Genomic DNA, 20,612 nt, shown 5'->3' on the forward strand with positions numbered 1-20,612 from the left:
TTTTTATATAGTTTAAGTAGTTTTCCTTTCTATATCACAAAAAGCATCTGCAAAAAGACTCCCATTTTACGTAATAGGAATCACATAATCTGAGAGCCTCTAGCTTTCTAGTCGGCTTATGAATCTAATTCGATTTTTTGATCTTTTTTACCGTTTCCTATTTTTAATAACACATATACAATACCTATAATCCAGAGAATCGTAATTCCTATATAAACTGCTGGATAAACGGCAGTATTTTCAACCCATGTTTGTAAGATTGTTCTTGCATTTACTAAAATGATAAATCCGCCGACAAGGACACCCATTAATTGAGCGTGTATTTTTTGAACGAGCCATGCTGCAATCGGAGCAGCAATAATGCCGCCCACCATTAAGGCACCAACCCATAACCAATTGACTTCTTCCCATCCTAAGGAAATCAAAAAGCCTAGTGTCGCAGAAACTGCAATAGCAAATTCACTTGTATCAACTGTGCCAACGACTTTGCGGGGACTCATTCCTTTCTGTGATAATAAGACAGGTGTGGCGATCGGACCCCATCCTCCCCCTCCTGTTGCATCAGCAAAGCCTGCAATTAATCCTAATGGAATTGATTTTTTTCGTGATAAGGTAACTCTTTCTTTTCCTTCAATTTGACGAAACTTAAAAAGAAATCTTATAAGTACATAAACACCTAATAATAACAGAAAAGTAGAAATATAGGGTTTTGCCAAATCTCCTGGTAAATTACTTAAAAAGGTTGCCCCCAAAAAGGCACCGATTGATCCCGGGATGATAAGTCGATAAACGGTTTGTTTGTCAACATTTCCAAATTTAATATGGGAAGCACCAGAAGCTGCAGTCGTCACTACCTCGGCAAAATGAACAGAAGCAGAAGCAACTGCAGGGGCAATGCCGAATGCCAGCAATAGCGAAGATGATGTTACGCCATAGGCCATTCCTAAAGCACCATCAATAAATTGTGCCAATAAACCAATTAGAGCAAAGATGATTAACTTTTTCATTTTTATACACCTCATTGTGTTGTGATCTGCTAGTAAGAGAAATAAAAAAGGCCTAACCCTTTTGCAGAAAAAGAGTTAGGCCTTCGGTTTTCCGATCGGCTTTTTATTTCGTTACTAATTAATCAGATTATATATCCTATTATTCCTACCTGTCAACTCGATTTTAAAATTAATTTGAAGTTAATCTAAAATTCTTTGCTCAATAGGCATTTTTTTATTTTCATTACTGTTATGTATCCATTTTTTAATCAAGCACTCTAACCTTCACCGTTTTTCTTCCCCATTGTAGTGCCGTATTTTCTGTTGGGAAAAAGACATCTATTTCATTTCCTGTAATCCCTCCGCCAATATCAGCTGCAATGGCAGTTCCATAGCCTTCTACTTCAACGGTAGATCCTAAAGGTATAACACTTGGGTCGACAGCAATTACCTTACCATCCGGATATTTTTTCAAATCGACTCCCATTCTTGTTACTCCAGAGCAGCCACTACAGTATGCAGTATAGGCGGTACTCGCAACAGTTAGTTCTTTAACAGACTGATCGGCAGCAGATGCTTTTTGGTTTAATTTACTAAATGTTTGCGGACCTGCAATACCATCAACTGCTAACCCTACTTTACGTTGAAATTGAGCAACAGCATTTTTTGTCCCGTCGCCATAGATTCCATCAATTGCTCCACTATAAGAGTCCCATGCTTGTAAAAGCTGTTGAAGTTGGATAACCGGCTTGCCCATATCTCCTTTACGGAGAACTTTTATTTTTCCATTTGTTTGCGGACCTGCAATACCATCTATTTTAATACGTTTCTCTGATTGAAATTCTCTTACAGCATCCTCCGTTATGTCACCAAAATAGCCTGTAGCGGTATGATAAGGAAAATTTCCTTTTGCTAATAAATACTCCTGCAATTCTTTTACATCACTATGTGCCATTCCCTTTGATAATGTTCTGTCTCCCAATGCCGCTTCACCTGTTTCGGGAAAAAGCAAACCGATACTTGTGAATGCAAGCAGCGTAAATCCCCATTTCTTTTTCATTACAACTTAGCCTCCTCGTTTATTTCATTAAAACAATACGGAGACTTGAAAGAATTTTTAAGGTAAAAACTAAATTTCACGAATTAAGACCTAAATAAAAAGAAATTAATGTCAAATCATGGTCAAGATTTAACAGGAAAAAATGACAAATATCACCAATAATTGGCTTATTTCTGTAAATTTTACAATATTAATATCTAAAATGTGTGTTATTTCAACAATCAAACAAAATAAGAAAAGCGTAAGCGCAATGATCAGCCTAGGGCAAATAAGCCACTCATGAATAGAAGGCGTTCTTCGCCTTCTATTCATGAGTGGCTAGACCCTAGAGGGGCTAGGCGCTGGAGCTAGACACTAAAACTAGGTACAAAATTTTATATTTTCTTACCTTTAAATGAAGAACTCTAATCAAAGAGTCTTTCATTTTTTGTCAAGTTCATCATGAAGTGAAGTTCACAATTTTATAAAGTATGACATTACCTTATAATTAACTGACTCAAAAATTTTAAAACATTTCATTCGTTTCCCAAGATTCAACTGTTAAATAAGCGGTATGAGGATCCATTCCTTTACCAAGTAAATAGGTCATTGCAGCAACTTCCTGTAATGCATGTGCAAATGATGTAGCTTTCGCCTCTTTTAAGCCATATTTTACAAATGGGTCAATGCTAGATAATACTTGTTGTTTTAAATGAGGGTATAAAGGTTTTTTGATTAATTGATCTGCCCACAATTCAGACTGAGGGTATTGCGGAAACTGGCCAGCATGCTGTTGTCGATAATAAGACATGTGGTATGGATATAAATAACTCATTTTTATCCCCTTTCTTGATTATTTAGTCCATGCAAAATATACTATGTTTCACTAATGTCCATGGGAATAGACATTTGCCTATATCTGCAACTTTAAACATGGGAAGGGACTATCCCCTTTTTGAGATAGCCCCTTTTAAAGTTTCTATTGATTGTTACTGTTCTTATTTACCATATTAGGAAAAACCTCATCTGCAAATTCATTAGCAAAATTCATTTGATTTTGTAAGGGTATCTTAGAATTAATTCGAAGGTTATTAAAGCCTTCTTGAATTTTTTGTCCCCAATTTGTATTTCGGCTTCCAATCACTCCAAGAGCTGTTAATCCAAGTAACGACCATAAAAGCAAACTGCCGTTATTTGTACGCTTATTGCCAAGTAAATTAAATAATCGAACATTTCTTCTTCCACTTAATAATGAAAAAAGAGTATTTAAATTGTTCATTTTGATTACCCCCTATTCGTATTTTTTTCAGGACATTTATATTCTGTATTTAATTAAAAGATAATAGTGTTGGTAATTTCTTATTACTTATTTTTTGTGCTAAGGTAAATACCGGTGTGTATTATTTTTCTAGGCTCTGATATATTAGTGGAAAATCAACTATGGACTTAACATAGCTTTTCCTAGATTAATGATAAAAGCCACTCTTTTAAATCTACGATACGAGGATTTTTCGGCTTTGTATCAGTTCCGGTTACAATCATGGGAACAAGTGAATCTTGTTCATGCAATCCTCCATGGCTAGCCCCTCCAACATGAGTAGGTGAAGATTCGGCTAAAAATTCATATCCCGGCTTTGCATTAACAACAAGATAATCCCCTTCATGCGAAAAAAATGTTGTATAAAGTCTTGCCAAGGCATCTGGGTATGTACCATACCTAATGTTTTTTTCCATAATTGATAGGTCTAATATTTGTAGATCACCTTCTATTAACCATGTTTGTCCATACTCATCCTTATAATTTCCATCAGGACTAAAGATAAGCTGTCCAGTTTGAATGCCAGAAATTACATAAATATTATTACCCTTTTTCCAAGCTATGATATCAATTCTGTCATCCTTTTGTAATGTCTTTGCAAGTTTTTCTAGAGGTACACGATTAGAATCCAATGTATAAATAAAAGTCATTCTTTCATTTGCACATAGAATAACCTCATCTGATGAAGTTATTCTTGCCCTTAATTTTGGTATTTTGTATGCTTGCAATAGTTTTCTTAAATCAATCAAAGCTTTCTTACGGTCATCTTCAATCCACGCTTGGCCATTATCCCCCAAAATAATCCATGTATTATCCGTTAATGCATCTTTCCAAGTAGAGTATGTATTAAGAATGTCTTGAAGTTGCTTGTCAACTTTTTCAATACCTTTACTATACATCCTGCCTTTTTTATGAATTCGCTGATCTAAATCTGGAAAATATGCAATTGTAAAGGCAGGAAGCATATCTTGTTTGATAAGATATTTCAATTCCTTTGCTGAAAATTTGTCATTAAACCCATATTTCTGCCAAAAAAAAGAGTAACTTTTGGATGAAGATAATTTAGCCATAGCACCGTATGAAAATAAATAGGGAGCATAAGCGAAAATTTTTCTTCTCATTCCTGTAAACAATGACATAAGAAAAGGAAATGTGATTTGTACAGACTCGCTTCCCCTATACATTAAAGTATTGATAGACGCAGTCTGTAAATTTTGATCCTTTAAGATTTCATGAATGGTTTTATGCTTTTTGCTTAAATGGTTATGATTTAAATTGTAAAAAATATCTTCCATCGATTGTTTCAAGCCTAGTTTAAAGAGTTCTCTAACATTACCCCCATAATTAATAATTCTATTTTCATTTTTGCTAAACCACACTAAACCAGGTACTTTATGTTTATCACTGTAAACACCGGTAAGCAACGAGCTGTCTACATTTACAGACATAGTTGGAAATGGGCTGACCATGTTTGGAATTTTATAGCCATTTTCAATAAAAAATTGAAGTGCGGGTGCTTTTCCATTCTTTAACGCTTCTTGTAAAGTCAAATCCATTAATGTATCAACTATAATCATTATTATTTTTTTCTTTCCTGGTGAGGTTAATGTCATCGAAATCTCGTCCTTTCAAAAAATACATAAAAGATAATAGGAAAATTTCTCAATTATAATTCCTAAGGAAAAATGCCAAATTATTATTGAAATGAGGAGGTAAAAATTATGCGAAGCTATCTGCTTACATTTTGGAATATAGTTGATCCTTTATATTACCTATTAACCAGATTAGAATACATCGATCGTCATTCAAATATTTTCCGTGTACGAATAACCAAATATAAAGGAAAAGCTGTTGTCTTAAGTGACGGAACAATGATAAATAAAAATGATAAAATGCTAAAAATTCATTTACACAATGTTAAACTTTTAAACGAGTTGAAAAGCGTCAAATGTTCTGTAAGAAGAGGCAGAATTATTTTTCAGAAAGTACATTTTTCGATGCCTTTTATTGCAGAATATATTCACAACCATAAAAACAGCAATGAAATTAAGGGAGTTATTGGCATCACGATGCTGCATAAAGGAGCAGAGAAACTTGGTTTTGAGACTGTTCGACCTAGCAGCTCACTTTACAGATTATTAAAAGGGATAACCCAGGCTCCTCTTTTTTTATTATCTGCAGAACGAGTAAATATCTCTAAAATACCTGAACCTTATTATTTATTTATGTCAAAGGAAAAACTCGAACAGACATATAATAAAAATAAGTAAAACAAATTAAAATGTATTTATTTTTATGCAATTTAGTTAAACTCTCTCTTATTTTCATCAGGGATTGAATTATTAAGAATGCTTCTAGATTATTCTGTTTCTAGATGCTTTCAATAAATTTTAGTTTTTCAATCTTTTGGAAATTCCTTTAAAATTAGGTTGTTTAAAATCGGGTAATTTATACGTAATTTTTAGAATGCCAAGCATAAAAGGAGATCGTGTTTTATGGAAATTGATGTTTTGACCTTTAATATTCATCACGGAGTGGGGATTGATAAAGAAGCAAATCTAGCGAGAATTGCTCAAGTACTTGAAAAAAGTGAAGCAGATATTATCGGCCTTAATGAAGTTGATAAATATTTTTCAAAGCGAAGTCTCTTTGAAGATCAGACAAGGTGGCTTGCAAAGCAATTAAATACAAACTACTTTTTTAGTCCGTCTCTCTCATTTAAATCTAAAACCACAAATAAGGTGCGTCAATATGGGAATGCTCTTCTATCCCGATTTCCTATCGTATCAAAAGAAAGCCATTCATTTAACTATATGCCCGGACTAATTGAAGGAAGGTCATTGCTTGATGCCACAATTCAAATAGATAAACAGTTATATCAAATAATGGTCACTCATTTAAGCCTTAATCCCTTCCTTCATCGAAAGCAAACTGATTTTATCATAAAACAAATTCATAAATATCCCCATCCAATTATTTTGATGGGTGATTGGAATATGAAGCCAGGATCAAAAGGGTGGAGAAAATTATCGGATAAAGTTCAAGATTCTTGGCATGTTTCAGGAATGGGACCAGGTTACACATATCCATCGTCTCATCCAAAAATGAGGTTTGATTACATTTTTGTCAGTCCTGAACTAAGAGTTGTTCAATCAAAAGTCATAACATATACACATAACTCTTCTGATCATTTGCCGTTAAAAGCAACAATATCTTGCCATTAATACCTTTATGATTTATTACAGCTGTTCTAATTCTTAAGGTATGGTGTCAATTTAATTAATACTTCATCTACTTTCATAGCATTTTTATGATACATTTGCTTCGTTTCCTTAGAATCTGTAGCCAAAGAGAATAATTCCAGATCCGCTTGACATTTTTTTATCATTGCTAACAGCAATGGTTTTTCTTGAGGTGTGGGTACTTTTAGCTTGTCATCAAATAAATCAACTGTTAACTGCCCATAAGTGTCTACCTGAGCTAAATATACATTTTCAATGCTTACATTCAATTTGTCCAACTCGGTTTCAAGCCAACGTCTGTTTCTTCCGGCGTTTGCAAGCGGTTCGTCTAACACTTCTCCGTCCATTATAACCGTTTGAGGTTCTTTTTCATTAATAGCAGTCATTCCAAGATCTTTAGCTGTAACAGGACGATTTTCTTTTTTTAAAAGAACACTTAAATCACCCGTGGGTTCTAAAACAGCAAATTCAACATCTGCAACTTGGAATACATTTTTCCTACGGAGAAGTTCAAGTAATTCATCAGCTGTATATCTTTCTTTTTTTAAATTATCTTCCATCACTTTGCCGTCTTTAATAAAGATTGTTCCTTTTCCTTCAACTAAGTCTCTGAATCTTTTGCTTTTTAGAGAAAGTATCCCTACTATGAACGGAACCGAACCAAAAATGAAAATGGAGACCACGCCATTCCACATATTCCCATCAAGTCCCATTATCACTTCCCCAGCAATGCTTCCAATTGTAATACCAGTCACATATTCAAAAAAAGATAACTCTGTTAACTGTTTTTTCCCTAAAATTTTCGTAATTAAAAACAACACGGCTAAAAAGAGAAAAGATCTTAAGATAACATCTATCCATTCAGGCATCGATTATCACCTCTTGCAAGATTAAAATCCTTTGTATTGGTATTCTTCCCGTTCCAATTGTCCAACACGCATTTTTACATCCTCTTTCACTTCCTCCATTTTCATCATCATTTCATGAAAAACTTTTTTTGCCTCCTCATCTTGTGAGGTAATTGCAAGACTTGATAAGCTTGCCTCAATGCTTTTCAAGGTCGATAAACATTGTTTTACTTGTGATCCAACGGTCATAAAAACAAACCTCCTTGCATTATCCTTTAGGTTTAAAGATTAAGGCTCCTATCAGACCAAAAATAATTGCTGCGGATATCCCTGAGCTAGTTACTTCAAACATCCCGGTTATGACCCCTACAAGTCCATGTTGCTCTGCCTCCTGCATGGCACCATGCACTAAAGAATTTCCAAAGCTTGTAATTGGAATCGTTGCACCTGCTCCAGCAAATGCGATCAAAGGTTCATATAAATTAAAGCCATCTAAAATAGCTCCAACTACAACTAACGTACTTAATGTATGTGCAGGCGTTAGTTTAAAAACATCAAACATGATTTGACCTATCACACAAATTAAGCCGCCTATGATAAATGCCCAAAAGAAAATCATCATCATAAGCCTCCTAACTCAATCGAAACTGCATGTGCAATGCAAGGAATTGTTTCATTTTGCTGGAATGTTAGAGGCGATAATAATGCACCAGTAGCAACAACGAGTAACTTATTAAATTCGCCCTTTTTCATCCGATTAAGCAAATGGCCATATACAACAGTTGCAGAACATCCTGCACCACTGGCACCAGATAGAACCGGTTGTCCTTCTCGGTAAATCATCAGTCCGCAATCCTGAAATTGTTCTTCTTTAATTGAAAATCCATGCTTTTTCAGAAGGTCGAGGGCAACTTCACGACCAATGTGTCCAAGGTCACCTGTTACAATTAAATCATAATACGACAAATCCACTCCTCGTTCTTTTAGGTGAGTTTCAATCGTATCCACAGCCGCGGGAGCCATTGCTCCACCCATGTTAAAAGGATCGGTTAATCCCATATCAATGACGCGGCCAATCGTAGCAGAAGTAACTTTTGGACCTTCACCCTCATTCTTTAAAATGGCAACACCAGCACCAGTCACGGTCCATTGTGATGTCGGCGGTTTTTGCCCTCCATATTCAGTAGGGTATCGAAATTGCTTTTCTGTAGCAGCATTATGACTTGAAGCACCTGTCATTAAGCATGTTGATCCTCTATTATTTACAATAAACGCTCCCAGTGCCAACCCTTCCATAGAAGTTGAACAAGCACCGAATAAACCTAAATAAGGGACGCCAAATGTTTTTATCGCAAAACTAGTAGGAGTAATTTGATTGATCAAATCTCCCCCAAGAAAAAATTGAACATCTTCTTGTTGAACCTCTGCTTTTTCCATTGCCTTTTGGCAAGCTTCCTCAATTAGGACTTTTTGAGCTTTTTCAAATGAGTCTTGCCTTAACCAAATATCATCATGTAATAAATCAAAGTCTTCCGGTATTTTTCCTCGTGCTTCAAAAGGTCCTCCAACTGTTCCAGTTGAAATAATAACTGGTTCATTTTTAAACAGCCACGTGTTATGTCCGCTTAACATTACAAACCACCCAACCCGATCCAAATTGTTTTAATGGTCGCAATCACAAATGCCGAAAACACACCAAACATAATAACTGATCCTGCTAATTTAAACATATTTCCACCAACACCAAGGACATAACCTTCCGTTCTATGTTCAATTGCTGCTGAAATTACTGCGTTTCCAAACCCGGTAACTGGAACCGCTGAACCAGCACCACCAAATTGAGCAAGGCGATCATATACACCAAAGCCCGTTAAGAGCATTGAGAGAAAAATCATAACTGCGACGGTAGGATTTCCGGCAGTTTGTTCAGTGAAGTCGAAATTATAGATAAAAAAAGTTTGAATCGCTTGTCCAACTAAACATATAGCCCCGCCAACAAAAAATGCCTTTATACAATTTCTTACAATTGGGCGCTTTACCTCGCGTTCTTTTTGAAATGATTGGTATTCCTGCTGAACAGGAGTTAAGTTTTTCTTTTTGTTATTTGACATTCATTCACCTTCTTTATGTAAGTTCCTCTGAAAGACTTTTGATTCTATTTAGTTCTTTTTCAAGTTTCTTTTTACTGATATTTGTTTCGTTGACTTGCTTTTCTAACTCATTGAGTTCCAGTAATATTTTTTTGTCGGTTGATAGGGTCACATGATAATTTGGAAAATGATCTTCCGCTAATTTTTTTAATTTATTTTCAATTTCTTTAATACGAAATCGTTCCATTTGTTTAATTTCTGCAGCTATAAATAGATCTTTGTCAAAATTGACCACTTTGACATCACTAACCTCTTTTTGCTTCATAAATAATTGTTTAACTTGATTTGAAACACTCATATTCTTAGATTCACTTGTAACATTTTTTATGTTTTGTTCATTATTTTCATTATCAATATTTGCACCATTACACCCTGATCCAACTATGATTAAGACAAATAAAATGTTAGTCATTATTGTTCTGCCATGTTTCATTTGAAACACCTCATTCTTCATTTAAGAAAAGCGCAAGGCGCTTAGCATTCGGCGACAAGCATAAGGCGAATAGGAATAGAAGGTGTTCTTTACCTTCAATTCCTATTTGACTAGACCCTAGAGCCGATGGCGCCTGGAGCTAGACATTAAAACTAAGTACAAAATTTTATACTTTCTTAAACTTTTGAAAAAAGGTTGGTTTAAAACCAACCCCTTGATCAATCATTTACTGTTTATATTGTGGTTCTTCTTGTTCGATCTCTCGAAGGCGAGGTTCGATACTATCAATAACCGACTGTGTTTGCTTTGCTGCATTCTCGTATAAAGTCTTAGCTTGTTTATTTTCTGTTCCTAAAGCAAATGTTTCAAAATTAGCTTGTGCGCTTTTTAACCCTGCTAATGTTGTTTTTACTTGATTTACCACCGTCATTGTTATCACTCCTAAAATTTGGTTAAGCACAACTATAGAATGCTTAATATTGAAAAATTTATTCAATTTTTTTCTAATAATTGGTTTTTATAGATGGTGTTTATTCGTAAGTATTTTTACTAAAGTTTCTGATAAAACCTCATTTTCTATTGAGTTTAAATACATGTTCACCTGTTTTCGATGCCGATTCATACAGGTTTGGGAAGTTAAGTAATCCAAGATTTGATTTTCTAAATCTTTGTGGTCATTTTCCAGCAGAAAAACAAGCTCATTATTTTTTAAATTTCGTAAATTTATTTCTTCTTGACCAGGTAAGACAGAGTAAATAAAAATTGGTAATTTTTTTCTTAATGTTTCACTAATAGTCACTCCTCCAGGTTTCGTTATGATCCCGGAAGAATTGGAATAAAGTGCATTCATTTCATTTTTACATGTTATATAGGGTAGTGGGGTAATATTGGGGCTGTTAATTGATTGTACAAATTGAAACAACTTTTTATTTTTTCCACATAGGACCTTATAATGAATCTTCCCTGAAGGTTTTAGGTTTTTTAACAATTTTTTTATGTTTCCTGTACCAAGACTTCCGCCGGAAATAAGTAAATGTATGTCGTTTTGTTCATTTGTTTTTTGTTTTGATTCATTCTTTGAATAAGAGGGATGGACAGGAATTCCGGTTACATGGATTTGATTGTACTCCACTCCTTGACTACAAAGGAATTGTTTTACTTCTTGAGTAGGAGCAAAATGATAATCAATATGAGACAAACCCCAAAGTTGATTAACAAAAAAGTCAGTATAAACATTAATAACTGGAACGCGTTGGCCTGATTGCTGTTTCAGTTTATTTAGCAAATATGAAGGGAGTGCATGAGTGCATATAATTAAATCTGGATTACTCTCATTAAGTACCTTTTTTATAGATCTGAGAAAAAGTATTTCATATAGTATGTATCTTTTCGTTTTATATATATCATTGAAAGAAACTTTACGATATAACCAGCTGTAGAGAGCAGGACATACCTTTATCGATTTTAGGTACGTTCCAGTAATAATCGTCTCTAAAAACCCCAAACTATACGATAATAGTTCCACTTTTTGAAATTCCAATTCCAAATTACCTTCTTTTAAGGATTCCATAATACTGTCAGCGACTTGATGATGTCCCGAAGACATTCTTAATAAAGGCATTAATAAAATTTTTGGCATACCCTACCCTCAGTTCTAGATTTTTACTTATAGTTTCTTTCTTTTATAAAAAATTATTAATGGTTACGAAGGTAACCATTACTTCCCACTATTCTTACCTTAACTCTCCTACTATACTTTTATATAGGAGGAGATAATTTTGATTTTTTTATTACTAGTTATACTATTAATCATCATCATTCCTGTTTTATATAAAGCAAATAACAATACTAAAGATATTGCGATCAAAAATATATCTCTTGAAGAAGAGGGAAAATTTTTAAACAGGCAACTAAGGATTCTACATCTATCAGACTTGCATTTAGAAAACATTTCAATTTCGCCTCAAGAACTCCAAAAACTAGTTGAAAATGATCCAATTGACTTAATTGCCCTTACAGGAGATTTTTTAGATCGTAAACGAAGTATTCCTAAGCTGATTCCTTATTTAGAAGTCTTAAGAAATATTCAACCTAGGTTTGGAATGTATGCGGTGTTCGGAAATCACGATTACGTCTTAAAAGGGAAGAATTTTCAACGTTTAAAGGAAACGATCGAAGAAAACGGTTGTAAAACATTGCAAAATGAACATCTTACAATCGAGGTGGAAGGAAAAAAACTTAATATCATTGGAATTGATGATTACAGTACGAAAAGAAGCAACCTTCTTAAATCATATAAAGGGTTACAAAACGGCTATAATTTAGTATTGACACATGATCCGAACATTGTGTTGGAAATGAAAGATTTTCATTTTGACTACCTTTTGTCAGGCCATTTTCATGGGGGACAAATCCATTGGCCTAAGCCATATCACTTAATCAAAATGGGAAAATTAGTTCGGATGAAAATGGTGAAAGGATTACATTATCATAATGATAAACCTTTTTATATAAGTGAGGGGCTCGGACAAACCGGGGTAAATATTCGGATTGGAAGTCGTCCTGAAATTACCATTCATAACCTTTCATAAATATTAGAACGTTTCAAGATAAAGTTAAACCCCCACTTCGTTTTAGGGGGTTTATTTAATGGTTTTTACTAAACCGTGCCAACAATATTGCACTGAATCGGCCTTGCTTGCAGCATACTGCAGCACCCAACCAGCTATATCACGGATGTTCCTATCCTCTTCATTTAATGGTACAATCCCTCTCCCCATTTCCAATATTATGAAAATAACAGATTTTTCGTACCTCTTCTCTAACTCGCAAATTTCATCAATTAGTTCATAAAAATGATCTTTTGCATCATCAAGAGTGGAGTATAATTTTAATTCATTCTTAATCCACACTTCCCACCCTTCTAATACTAGCATTGAGCTTGAGCTGAATTTTATCTTCCAATCAAGTAACAGATCATTTTGATAAGCACTATGCCAAGTTATTTCATCATAATGATCTCTTATTAACTTTCTTTTTCCTGAATAGGCACCTCCGACCACGAGTTGCAAATCCATTCCCCCCTTTGATGATAAAATGGCAGACAATAGGCTGTTCCATGGTTAATTTGTATATCCCAAAAAGTACTGATTAAATCCAAGTTTTTCATTATTGCGCGAATAACCCCGCCGTGTGTTACGATCAATGTTTTGGTATTTGACACGGTTTGTCGTGATTGTAATTCTGCAAGAAAAGTATTAATTCTGCTAGTAAATTGCTGCAATGTTTCTCCTTTTGGCGGTACATTCTTTTCAAAATCTGCTAACCATGCCTGATAAATGTGATCTCCTTTAAGATCTTCATAAGTTAAGCCTTCCCATTCGCCAAAATGAATTTCCCTTAGCCTGGAATCTAAACAAACTAGCTTATTTGGAAGTAAATACCGAAACGTTTCTAGACATCTCTTAAGATCACTACAATAATAAAAATCAAAATCAATGCTTTCAAGTGCTCTTCGCAGTTGATTTAATGTATGAAGCTCTTGCTCTAATAAAGGTTCATCTGAATGACCCATATATCTTTTTTCAAGATTCCATCTCGTTATCCCATGACGAACAAAGTATACATCCATAGAATGAAAAGTCCCCATAATTCCCCTCCTTCAATTGAAGCACCTAGTATATCTCCGTTAATTCCTTTAAAGTTTTTCATGATCCATATTCGGAAGAAGAAGAAATAGACAAAATATGAAAAGCAAATCAACAGCATGCTTGGTGAAATCAGTGTAAAAAGTATGACAACTACAGTTCCAATGATAACCTCGCGGATGGAAAGGTGCTGCTTCCAGTAATAAGCTAACCCCTCTTGCTTCATAACTGGTACAAAATATAGTAAAAAAAGCGGAATTAATCGGCTGCATGCAGCAATCAAGCTTAGACCCACAAAAAGCTGCTCAAATTGAACATTAAACTGTAAAACGATCACATAAAAAAGAGCTACTTTCCATACGAGATGAAAAATAACCGTAAGCACCGCAAAACTACCAACTTGAGGATCTTTCATAATTTCCAGCTTTTTCTCATAAGGAGCATTTGATCCGATTGCATCAGCTACATCCATTAAGCCGTCTAAATGCAATCCACCTGTTAAAATCACCCATAGAGTTATAATAAAGAGGGAACTCATCCATAAAGGAAATACCGGGTCTGTAATCGTGTAGCCCAGTGACAAAATTCCGCCGATAATGAAACCAATCATACCAAAAGATTGAAGTGCTCCTTTTATAAATTGCTTTTCCCATGGACAATTAATTGGAATAGGAATACGGGTTAAAAATTGTAATGCTAAAATAATTCCAAGAACGAAATGCTTCATCCTGATCAACCTTTCCATTTAATCGGAATTCCTGCGACAACTTGATAAACCGATTTTGCATTTGAAGTAATAAGTTGATGCACTTTTTCAAGATTGTAGATATATTGGTGAATGAACAAATTGTCACTGGGCATACCTTCATTAACATCATTTGAGACAATGATCACTTCAAGTTTTTTCTGTTCCGATAAATGGATCCATTTTGAAACTTCTTGCAAAATCAGAAATAAATCAGCGTTTGCCTTGTACATGATGTTATTTACCCAAATAGTTAAGCAATCCAATAAAATGACATTTTGCTCATTAATGTTTTGTAACACGTTTGTTATATCCAAAGGAGCTTCTATTGTATGCCAAACCGAATCCCGTTCTTCTCTATGACGTTCAATTCGTCTTTCCATTTCAAGATCTGTCCGTTCTGCTGTTGCGATATAAAGTAACTTTTCTTTTTTTCCAGTCTTAATGCCTTTATTGAATTGGTGAATAGCATAGGTCTCTGCAAACGAACTTTTTCCAGAACGGGCGCCCCCTGAAATAAACGTTAACATCTTTTTTCTCTCCAGTTCCTTAAGGTTTCCAGTAAATAATTGTTTTCTTCAGCGCTGCGGACAGCCATCCGCAAATAGTTCCCATCAAGACCTTTAAAGGTATGAGTATGCCTTGGAATAATCTTATTATCTAGTAAAAATTCTAATAACTCTTCTGTATTTGTATCCTGGTTAAGATCCTTTAACAGGTAAAAATTTACGCAGGTTGGAGAATAATAAAAGCCAAGTTTAGTAAACTCTGTTGTTAAAAGCTTTAGCTGGCCTTGCAACCATGATTTCGTTGCTTCGATAAATCCGTCTTGTGCAACCAAGCTTGGCAAAAATGAAGCGACAATGCCATTTATACTCCATGGTATTTGGTTTTTCTTTAATTGTACAATTATCTCTGGTCTAGCAATTACATAACCTAGCCGCAAGCTTGGTATCGCATAAATTTTCGTTAATGATCGAAGTAAGATCAGATTTGAAAATGTATCCATTAAATGTGTTAAATCAGTTATTTCTGACGGAAGAAAATGGATAAATGCCTCGTCAATAACAATGGTCGTTTGGCACTCAAGCCCTTTTTCCAGCAATTCCTTTATATCTTCAATCGCAACCACCGTGCCTGTAGGGTTATTAGGGCGGCATAAAAAAACGACATCTACTTCTTCGATTTTGGATAATACCTTTTCAAGAGGAAATGAGAAGTCATGATCAAGTTGAAGAGAAACATGGGATACGGAAAGCCGGTACACATAACAAGCCCTTTCATATTCAGAAAAGGTCGGCTCAATAATTAAAGCCTTCTTACCAGAAAACAGCTGGGCAACAAGAAAAATCGCTTCTGACCCCCCATTCGTTAGCAGTACTACATCCTCATATAACCTTTCATGAGCCGCAACCAGCTTTGTCTCTTTTCGATAATCAGGATCAGGGTATCTCTCAAATTGATCATACGCTTTGAACAAGCTCTCTTTTAGTTCTGGTGGGGGACCTAGTGGATTAATATTGGCACTAAAGTCAAAGAAATGATGGTCTGTTGCTATGCCTTTTAATGCAAATATTTTATTCGGCTGTCCTCCGTGTTCTGGCCATTTCATTATAGTCACACCTCTCTTCATGATAAATTAATGGTAACTAAGAACAGGAGAAGGAGAAAGATGATCCAAGTACCATGCATGTAAACTATTATTTTCTTAATATCATTTGGTTCTAGACTTCGAATAGGATTTCCCATCTTAGCCCGGTTAGATACAACTCCTTTGTAGCGATTTTTTCCACCTAGGACAACGCCTAAAAGCCCTGCTCCCATTGCTTCAGGCCAGCCGCTATTCGGACTAGGATGCTTCTTTGCATCTCGCAATGTTACTGCAAGTGCATTCCGCTTTAACGAATAAGGAACAAGCCATGAAAATAACCACATGTGAAGTGCAGTTAATCTGGCTGGTATCCAATTAACAACATCATCAAATCTTGCCGATGCCCAACCAAAATGTTCAAATTTCTCATTTTTATACCCAACCATTGAGTCCAATGTATTTGCAGCACGGTATGCCATTGCCATTGGTGCACCTCCAATAAGTGCCCAGCATAATGGCGCAATTATCGCATCAACTGTATTTTCGGCAACTGTTTCCACTGCTCCCCGTACCACTTCTTGCGGCGGCAAATCCTCAGTATCTCTCCCCACTATATAACTCAGCTTTTTCCGCGCTAGTTTAAGATCCCCTTTTAGCAATGGGGTAGCAACCTCTATTCCTGCTTTATGCAAGCCCCTCATCGCAATTGTTGTGGAGATTAGGTAGATTTCGATTACCAGCTTTGCAACTGGATGGATGAAGTTGATGAAGGAAAGGAGGGCAAAGGTGCAGCCATATGTCCCGCCAACAATCGTTATGGTTAACAAAACACCTTTAAGCTTTTTCTGTCTCCTTTTATTCCATTTCCTTTCGAAAAAACTAATACATTTTCCTATGATGATAACAGGATGGGGAAGCCATCTTGGGTCTCCGATGAGTAAATCTAATAAAATGGCAGCTGTTATGAGATAAAAGTGAATAGTAATAATGCTCATAGCTGTTGTTCACATCGTTTTTTATATTTTTGCAGAGCTTCTATCATCGCTTTATAAACAGTCCTGCCAATTGCCTTACCGATTACAGTACCTGACCCAGCATAAGGTGTAGGCTCTCCGTTTTGTGTAGCAGCAACAAGCGTACTATCTGTTGAGGTACCACTTGCAAGTGTCCCACTATTCGGATCTTTTATTTTTAAATCAATCAAGGCTTTTGTTTTAGCTTCTGTAACAGACTGAACGGCATTTACTAACGCTCCGTCTGTTAAATGGGCATCGATAAAAACCATAATATTTATTGTACCTATGCTAAAGCCTAAATCTACAGGCTGTTTTGCTGTTATATCAACCGCATTTCCGACACCAGCGGTTAGGACAGCTAATATAGAAACATCCCCAAACTTCTCTTCTATTATACTTCTATCTTTAAGGTTAACGGCTGTCATCATTCCTGCAGTATCAAATTCTGAAATCCCTGCCTCTCTTAACCAGTTAATGATATCATTTTTCGGACAAGAGCAATTGTAATTTTTATCAACATGGAAATTACAAAAGTTCTTAGTCCATTGTAGACCTTCACCTAAAACACTGTTGGAAATCGTCCTTAGTTTCCCATTAAATTCAAGATGAATATACTGATCAGTTTCCGTAAAGTCATACTCTATGTCAAATACATCTTGCTCCCGCTGATTTGGTATGACGGAAACCTGTGGTTTTGGAAGGACCGGGTGATGATTCGTTTTTACGTCTACCTCATATATGCTGGTAAGCAATGCTTCGTTCTGCAAAATAGAAAGATCACCTGTTTCAACTAACTTCCCTTCATTTAATAGCCCGATCTGATCTGCAAACAGTGCTGCCGTATTCAAATCATGTAAAATTGCAACAATTGTGAGCTGATGGCTTTGCTGATATTCCTTCAACTGCTGAAGCATTATGACCGTGTGCTTCATATCAAGATGGTTTGTTGGTTCATCTAAAAAAAGAATCTTCGGTTCTTGGGCAAGGGCTTTTGCTAGCAGGACACGTTGTTTTTCTCCGCCGCTCAATTGCTTAAAAGGCTGTTTTCGAAATTGGAAGACATTCGTTTGCTTCATGATTTCCTCGACAACCTGATGGTCTTTTTTTGAAGGATACTTAAAAAAGCCTGTTTGATGAGGATAACGGCCGAGCATGACAATTTCTTCTACGAGAAAATCAAATTCAATATGAACCTCCTGGGATAACACCGCCATAATCTTTGCTCTTGCAGATGCTGAATAGGACTGTATTGACTGATCAAAAAGGGTAATTGTACCTTCTTGAATCGGGAGAACACCCGTTATTAACTTAACAAGAGTTGTTTTCCCGCTCCCATTTGGGCCGATAAGGGCATAGAATTTACCAGTTTCAATAGAAAGTGTTAGATTCTGTATGATTGCTTTCTGATGATAACCGCCTGTAACGTTTTGTATGTCAATCATGCCGATCCCCTTCCAATTCGTTCTCTAATTAACAGCAATGCAAAGACTGGTGCACCGATTAATGACGTAATAACACCTATTGGCAATTCACTTGGGGCAATAATCGTTCGCGCCACCAGGTCTGCCAGAATCAAGTATCCTCCACCAACTAGCATCGATAAAGGCAAAACATGGCGATGATTTGGCCCGCATAATAATCGGATAAAATGAGGAATCACTAATCCAACGAAGCCAATCGAACCAGATACAGAAACGGCTGCACCTGTTAATAGTGAGGCACCGACTAAAATGTAAAGCTTACTACGTTGCACATCAACACCTAAATGCTCTGCAGATTCCTCACCTAAGGCAAAGGCGTTTAATTCTCTAGAGCGGGATAGTAAGATAATTGCCCCGATTAATAAGAAGGGGATCATTAGTTTTACATGGCTCCAGCCTCTCATTCCAACGTTCCCCATTAACCAATATAAAATTTGCCGAACATCTTCTCTTGCACTTAAGGAAATAATAAGCGAAATAACAGCACTAATAAAGGAGCTGACGATAATCCCAGCGAGGATAATTGTTTCGATTGAAAGCTGACGAGTAGATAAATGGGTAACTCCAAAAACAATAAACATCGTGATAAAACCGCAAATAATCGCTACCACCGGTAATGTATAGCCCTCTAAAAACGGAATTGTCAGTTGAAAATACAGTACGAAAACTGCACCTAATGAAGCACCTGAAGACACACCAATTGTATAGGGGTCTGCAAGCGGATTTCGCAACAGCCCCTGAAAGGCCGAACCTGCAAGAGATAATGCAGCACCCACTAAAAATGCCAATAATACACGAGGATAACGAATCTCCCAAATAATTGTCTCTGCCGACTTTCCGCCTTCACTATCAAAAAATGTTAGACCAAGCAATTTCGTCGTTAATACATCTATGATCATTACAATTGGATACTGAACACTACTAATGAATAAACCAAGGAGTGCTGTACTTACGACAAACACTCCGCTTAAAAGATACATCCAACTAATTTTATTTGCCAAAAACTTCCGGATAAACGAGCTTTGCAAGTGTCTCAACCCCATCAATTAATCGTGGCCCTGGTCTTGTTACCGTGTCATTGTTCACATCATAAACCTGCTTGTTTTGAATAGCCGGCACTTCCTTCCATCCAGCCCGGTTTAATACTTGTTCCTCTGGATTATCAACGTAATACCCATATGTAGTGATAATAACATCTGGATTTAATGTGACAATTTCTTCTTCTGTCATTTTTACCCAACCAGTTTGTTTACCTGCAACATTTTCTGCATTAATCGCTTGGAGCATTTCATGCATAAACGTATTCTGTCCTGTTGTAAATATATCTGGAGCAGGTGATACTTCTACCCAAACTTTTTTCTTTTCTGTAACAGCCTTTGCCTTTTCTTTGATCTCAGCTAAGGAATCCTTCATTTCTTTCACGACCTTATTTGCCTCATCTGCGGCACCTGTCACTTGACCAATCAACTGGATCGTATTGTAGACATTTTCAAATGATTCGGCACTGCTTATAACAATTACATTAATTCCTGCATCTTTAAATTTCTTTAAGATATCTGGATTATTCTCATGCTGAAAATCGGTTACGAGCGCAAGATCAGGCTTTAAAGCTAAAATCTTTTCAACATTTAATTGCTGGTCACCAATTTTTTCAATCTTCTCCACCTCAGGCGGATAGTTACTATAGTTATCAACACCAATTAGCTTATCACCTTGCCCTAAAGCAAAAGTGATTTCCGTGTTACTTGGGATAACAGAGACGATCGTTTCCGGTTCAGTTTCAATGGTTACTTCTTCACCCGTACCATCAACTACAGTTACTGGAAAAGCTGTATCCCCTTTTCCTTCTTCCGCAGTTTTTGTTTCAGTTGCTTTATCCTTTTCATCTGTCGCTTTCTCTTCTGTCGCTCCACATGCAACTGTAAATACGGTTAACATGGTCAATACAAAGCTTAGAAAAAGCCATTTCTTCATACCTGTTTTCATCATTACACACTCCTTGACGTTTTTTGCCCACAAAAAAACGCCTATTCACTTGGAAAAGGCGATAAATGCAAAAAGAAATGATGATTCTAATAAATACAGAAAACACCAGCATTAAAAAGCCATCCTTTTC

General features: G+C 35.9%; 25 protein-coding genes. 3 read left to right on the forward strand and 22 right to left on the reverse strand.

The genetic code is table 11. The features are described from left to right. Positions 1–116: 116 nt before the first annotated feature. The 5 genes from ACSVDH_RS16985 to ACSVDH_RS17005 all read right to left on the reverse strand — a co-directional run bounded on the left by ACSVDH_RS16985 (position 117) and on the right by ACSVDH_RS17005 (position 4,956). The gene (locus ACSVDH_RS16985; RefSeq protein WP_439251436.1) at positions 117–1,007 is read right to left on the reverse strand and encodes a sulfite exporter TauE/SafE family protein; all 891 of its coding nucleotides are present in this window, start codon (positions 1,005–1,007) and stop codon (positions 117–119) included. 244 nt (positions 1,008–1,251) lie between these two features. Continuing rightward, positions 1,252–2,046 (reverse strand): peptidoglycan-binding protein, encoded by a 795-nt coding sequence (locus tag ACSVDH_RS16990; RefSeq protein WP_439251437.1) that lies wholly within the window; start codon positions 2,044–2,046, stop codon positions 1,252–1,254. Positions 2,047–2,551: 505 nt separating this feature from the next. Further along, entirely contained in the window at positions 2,552–2,860 is a 309-nt protein-coding gene (locus tag ACSVDH_RS16995; RefSeq protein ID WP_439251438.1) for a hypothetical protein, read from the reverse strand. 144 nt (positions 2,861–3,004) lie between these two features. After that, positions 3,005–3,304 (reverse strand): hypothetical protein, encoded by a 300-nt coding sequence (locus ACSVDH_RS17000; RefSeq protein ID WP_439251439.1) that lies wholly within the window; start codon positions 3,302–3,304, stop codon positions 3,005–3,007. A gap of 182 nt (positions 3,305–3,486) precedes the next feature. Continuing rightward, positions 3,487–4,956, reverse strand: coding sequence for an alkaline phosphatase family protein (locus tag ACSVDH_RS17005; RefSeq protein WP_439251440.1), 1,470 nt, complete (start codon positions 4,954–4,956; stop codon positions 3,487–3,489). A 108-nt stretch (positions 4,957–5,064) separates the two neighbouring features. Here ACSVDH_RS17005 and ACSVDH_RS17010 point away from each other — a divergent pair, with 108 nt between their 5' ends. Beyond that, complete coding sequence (locus ACSVDH_RS17010) at positions 5,065–5,613, forward strand: YkoP family protein (protein WP_439251441.1); 549 nt, start codon at positions 5,065–5,067, stop codon at positions 5,611–5,613. 225 nt (positions 5,614–5,838) lie between these two features. Next, positions 5,839–6,567, forward strand: a complete 729-nt coding sequence (locus tag ACSVDH_RS17015; protein WP_439251442.1) for an endonuclease/exonuclease/phosphatase family protein — start codon at positions 5,839–5,841, stop codon at positions 6,565–6,567. Between the two features lie 26 nt (positions 6,568–6,593). Here ACSVDH_RS17015 and ACSVDH_RS17020 read toward each other — a convergent pair whose 3' ends face one another. From ACSVDH_RS17020 to ACSVDH_RS17055, 8 genes are all read right to left on the reverse strand, one after another. Beyond that, positions 6,594–7,454, reverse strand: a complete 861-nt coding sequence (locus ACSVDH_RS17020) for a DUF421 domain-containing protein (protein ID WP_439251443.1) — start codon at positions 7,452–7,454, stop codon at positions 6,594–6,596. Positions 7,455–7,475: 21 nt separating this feature from the next. Continuing rightward, positions 7,476–7,682 (reverse strand): DUF1657 domain-containing protein, encoded by a 207-nt coding sequence (locus ACSVDH_RS17025; protein WP_299088384.1) that lies wholly within the window; start codon positions 7,680–7,682, stop codon positions 7,476–7,478. Positions 7,683–7,701: 19 nt separating this feature from the next. Continuing rightward, a complete protein-coding gene (gene spoVAE / locus ACSVDH_RS17030) occupies positions 7,702–8,052 on the reverse strand; it encodes a stage V sporulation protein AE (protein ID WP_299088564.1) in 351 nt (116 codons plus the stop codon). Between the two features lie 2 nt (positions 8,053–8,054). Further along, entirely contained in the window at positions 8,055–9,065 is a 1,011-nt protein-coding gene (spoVAD, locus tag ACSVDH_RS17035; protein ID WP_439251444.1) for a stage V sporulation protein AD, read from the reverse strand. After that, a complete protein-coding gene (gene spoVAC / locus ACSVDH_RS17040) occupies positions 9,065–9,544 on the reverse strand; it encodes a stage V sporulation protein AC (protein ID WP_439251445.1) in 480 nt (159 codons plus the stop codon). The genes spoVAD and spoVAC overlap by 1 nt, the downstream gene beginning before the upstream one ends. 13 nt (positions 9,545–9,557) lie before the next feature. After that, on the reverse strand, positions 9,558–10,016 hold the full coding sequence (locus tag ACSVDH_RS17045; RefSeq protein WP_439251446.1) for a YhcN/YlaJ family sporulation lipoprotein: 459 nt from the start codon (positions 10,014–10,016) through the stop codon (positions 9,558–9,560). Between the two features lie 226 nt (positions 10,017–10,242). Continuing rightward, positions 10,243–10,446 carry a DUF1657 domain-containing protein gene (locus tag ACSVDH_RS17050; RefSeq protein ID WP_439251447.1) on the reverse strand — a complete coding sequence of 68 codons (204 nt, stop codon included), beginning with the start codon at positions 10,444–10,446 and terminating at the stop codon, positions 10,243–10,245. A gap of 87 nt (positions 10,447–10,533) precedes the next feature. Continuing rightward, the gene (locus tag ACSVDH_RS17055; protein ID WP_439251448.1) at positions 10,534–11,655 is read right to left on the reverse strand and encodes an MGDG synthase family glycosyltransferase; all 1,122 of its coding nucleotides are present in this window, start codon (positions 11,653–11,655) and stop codon (positions 10,534–10,536) included. 139 nt (positions 11,656–11,794) lie between these two features. Between ACSVDH_RS17055 and ACSVDH_RS17060 the strand changes: the two genes are divergently transcribed. Further along, positions 11,795–12,607 carry a metallophosphoesterase gene (locus ACSVDH_RS17060; RefSeq protein WP_439251450.1) on the forward strand — a complete coding sequence of 271 codons (813 nt, stop codon included), beginning with the start codon at positions 11,795–11,797 and terminating at the stop codon, positions 12,605–12,607. A 51-nt stretch (positions 12,608–12,658) separates the two neighbouring features. Here ACSVDH_RS17060 and ACSVDH_RS17065 read toward each other — a convergent pair whose 3' ends face one another. The 9 genes from ACSVDH_RS17065 to ACSVDH_RS17105 are packed head-to-tail and all read right to left on the reverse strand — an operon-like array spanning position 12,659 to position 20,470. Further along, positions 12,659–13,078, reverse strand: coding sequence for a bifunctional adenosylcobinamide kinase/adenosylcobinamide-phosphate guanylyltransferase (locus ACSVDH_RS17065; RefSeq protein ID WP_439251558.1), 420 nt, complete (start codon positions 13,076–13,078; stop codon positions 12,659–12,661). Beyond that, positions 13,042–13,665, reverse strand: a complete 624-nt coding sequence (locus tag ACSVDH_RS17070; protein WP_439251451.1) for a histidine phosphatase family protein — start codon at positions 13,663–13,665, stop codon at positions 13,042–13,044. Before ACSVDH_RS17070 ends, ACSVDH_RS17065 begins: the two co-directional genes overlap by 37 nt. Further along, entirely contained in the window at positions 13,617–14,390 is a 774-nt protein-coding gene (gene cobS / locus ACSVDH_RS17075) for an adenosylcobinamide-GDP ribazoletransferase (protein ID WP_439251452.1), read from the reverse strand. The genes ACSVDH_RS17070 and cobS overlap by 49 nt, the downstream gene beginning before the upstream one ends. A 5-nt stretch (positions 14,391–14,395) precedes the next feature. Continuing rightward, positions 14,396–14,938 (reverse strand): bifunctional adenosylcobinamide kinase/adenosylcobinamide-phosphate guanylyltransferase, encoded by a 543-nt coding sequence (locus ACSVDH_RS17080; RefSeq protein WP_439251453.1) that lies wholly within the window; start codon positions 14,936–14,938, stop codon positions 14,396–14,398. Beyond that, positions 14,932–16,020 (reverse strand): pyridoxal phosphate-dependent aminotransferase, encoded by a 1,089-nt coding sequence (locus ACSVDH_RS17085; protein ID WP_299088401.1) that lies wholly within the window; start codon positions 16,018–16,020, stop codon positions 14,932–14,934. The genes ACSVDH_RS17080 and ACSVDH_RS17085 overlap by 7 nt, the downstream gene beginning before the upstream one ends. Positions 16,021–16,037: 17 nt before the next feature. Further along, positions 16,038–16,994, reverse strand: coding sequence for an adenosylcobinamide-phosphate synthase CbiB (gene cbiB, locus ACSVDH_RS17090; protein ID WP_439251454.1), 957 nt, complete (start codon positions 16,992–16,994; stop codon positions 16,038–16,040). Then, a complete protein-coding gene (locus ACSVDH_RS17095) occupies positions 16,991–18,457 on the reverse strand; it encodes a bifunctional ABC transporter ATP-binding protein/adenosylcobinamide amidohydrolase (RefSeq protein WP_439251455.1) in 1,467 nt (488 codons plus the stop codon). The genes cbiB and ACSVDH_RS17095 overlap by 4 nt, the downstream gene beginning before the upstream one ends. Further along, positions 18,454–19,524: a FecCD family ABC transporter permease gene (locus ACSVDH_RS17100; RefSeq protein WP_439251456.1), complete on the reverse strand. Its 1,071-nt coding sequence runs from the start codon at positions 19,522–19,524 to the stop codon at positions 18,454–18,456. Before ACSVDH_RS17100 ends, ACSVDH_RS17095 begins: the two co-directional genes overlap by 4 nt. After that, the gene (locus ACSVDH_RS17105) at positions 19,487–20,470 is read right to left on the reverse strand and encodes an ABC transporter substrate-binding protein (RefSeq protein ID WP_439251559.1); all 984 of its coding nucleotides are present in this window, start codon (positions 20,468–20,470) and stop codon (positions 19,487–19,489) included. The genes ACSVDH_RS17100 and ACSVDH_RS17105 overlap by 38 nt, the downstream gene beginning before the upstream one ends. Positions 20,471–20,612 lie beyond the last annotated feature (142 nt).

Origin of the sequence: Metabacillus sp. Hm71, from assembly GCF_051842955.2 — a bacterium.
Taxonomy (GTDB): Bacteria; Bacillota; Bacilli; order Bacillales; family Bacillaceae; genus Metabacillus.

Coding starts and splice junctions, on each gene's coding strand:
- ACSVDH_RS17080 (WP_439251453.1), bottom strand. CDS start 14,938: ATGTTAACGTTTATTTCAGGGGGCGCCCGTTCTGGAAAAAGTTCGTTT.
- ACSVDH_RS17010 (WP_439251441.1), top strand. CDS start 5,065: ATGCGAAGCTATCTGCTTACATTTTGGAATATAGTTGATCCTTTATAT.
- cobS (WP_439251452.1), bottom strand. CDS start 14,390: ATGAAGCATTTCGTTCTTGGAATTATTTTAGCATTACAATTTTTAACC.
- ACSVDH_RS16985 (WP_439251436.1), bottom strand. CDS start 1,007: ATGAAAAAGTTAATCATCTTTGCTCTAATTGGTTTATTGGCACAATTT.
- spoVAE (WP_299088564.1), bottom strand. CDS start 8,052: ATGATTTTCTTTTGGGCATTTATCATAGGCGGCTTAATTTGTGTGATA.
- ACSVDH_RS17005 (WP_439251440.1), bottom strand. CDS start 4,956: ATGACATTAACCTCACCAGGAAAGAAAAAAATAATAATGATTATAGTT.
- ACSVDH_RS17015 (WP_439251442.1), top strand. CDS start 5,839: ATGGAAATTGATGTTTTGACCTTTAATATTCATCACGGAGTGGGGATT.
- ACSVDH_RS17020 (WP_439251443.1), bottom strand. CDS start 7,454: ATGCCTGAATGGATAGATGTTATCTTAAGATCTTTTCTCTTTTTAGCC.
- ACSVDH_RS16990 (WP_439251437.1), bottom strand. CDS start 2,046: ATGAAAAAGAAATGGGGATTTACGCTGCTTGCATTCACAAGTATCGGT.
- spoVAD (WP_439251444.1), bottom strand. CDS start 9,065: ATGTTAAGCGGACATAACACGTGGCTGTTTAAAAATGAACCAGTTATT.
- ACSVDH_RS17085 (WP_299088401.1), bottom strand. CDS start 16,020: ATGAAATGGCCAGAACACGGAGGACAGCCGAATAAAATATTTGCATTA.
- spoVAC (WP_439251445.1), bottom strand. CDS start 9,544: ATGTCAAATAACAAAAAGAAAAACTTAACTCCTGTTCAGCAGGAATAC.
- ACSVDH_RS17050 (WP_439251447.1), bottom strand. CDS start 10,446: ATGACGGTGGTAAATCAAGTAAAAACAACATTAGCAGGGTTAAAAAGC.
- ACSVDH_RS17105 (WP_439251559.1), bottom strand. CDS start 20,470: ATGAAGAAATGGCTTTTTCTAAGCTTTGTATTGACCATGTTAACCGTA.
- cbiB (WP_439251454.1), bottom strand. CDS start 16,994: ATGAGCATTATTACTATTCACTTTTATCTCATAACAGCTGCCATTTTA.
- ACSVDH_RS17055 (WP_439251448.1), bottom strand. CDS start 11,655: ATGCCAAAAATTTTATTAATGCCTTTATTAAGAATGTCTTCGGGACAT.
- ACSVDH_RS17095 (WP_439251455.1), bottom strand. CDS start 18,457: ATGATTGACATACAAAACGTTACAGGCGGTTATCATCAGAAAGCAATC.
- ACSVDH_RS17070 (WP_439251451.1), bottom strand. CDS start 13,665: ATGGGGACTTTTCATTCTATGGATGTATACTTTGTTCGTCATGGGATA.
- ACSVDH_RS17045 (WP_439251446.1), bottom strand. CDS start 10,016: ATGAAACATGGCAGAACAATAATGACTAACATTTTATTTGTCTTAATC.
- ACSVDH_RS16995 (WP_439251438.1), bottom strand. CDS start 2,860: ATGAGTTATTTATATCCATACCACATGTCTTATTATCGACAACAGCAT.
- ACSVDH_RS17025 (WP_299088384.1), bottom strand. CDS start 7,682: ATGACCGTTGGATCACAAGTAAAACAATGTTTATCGACCTTGAAAAGC.
- ACSVDH_RS17000 (WP_439251439.1), bottom strand. CDS start 3,304: ATGAACAATTTAAATACTCTTTTTTCATTATTAAGTGGAAGAAGAAAT.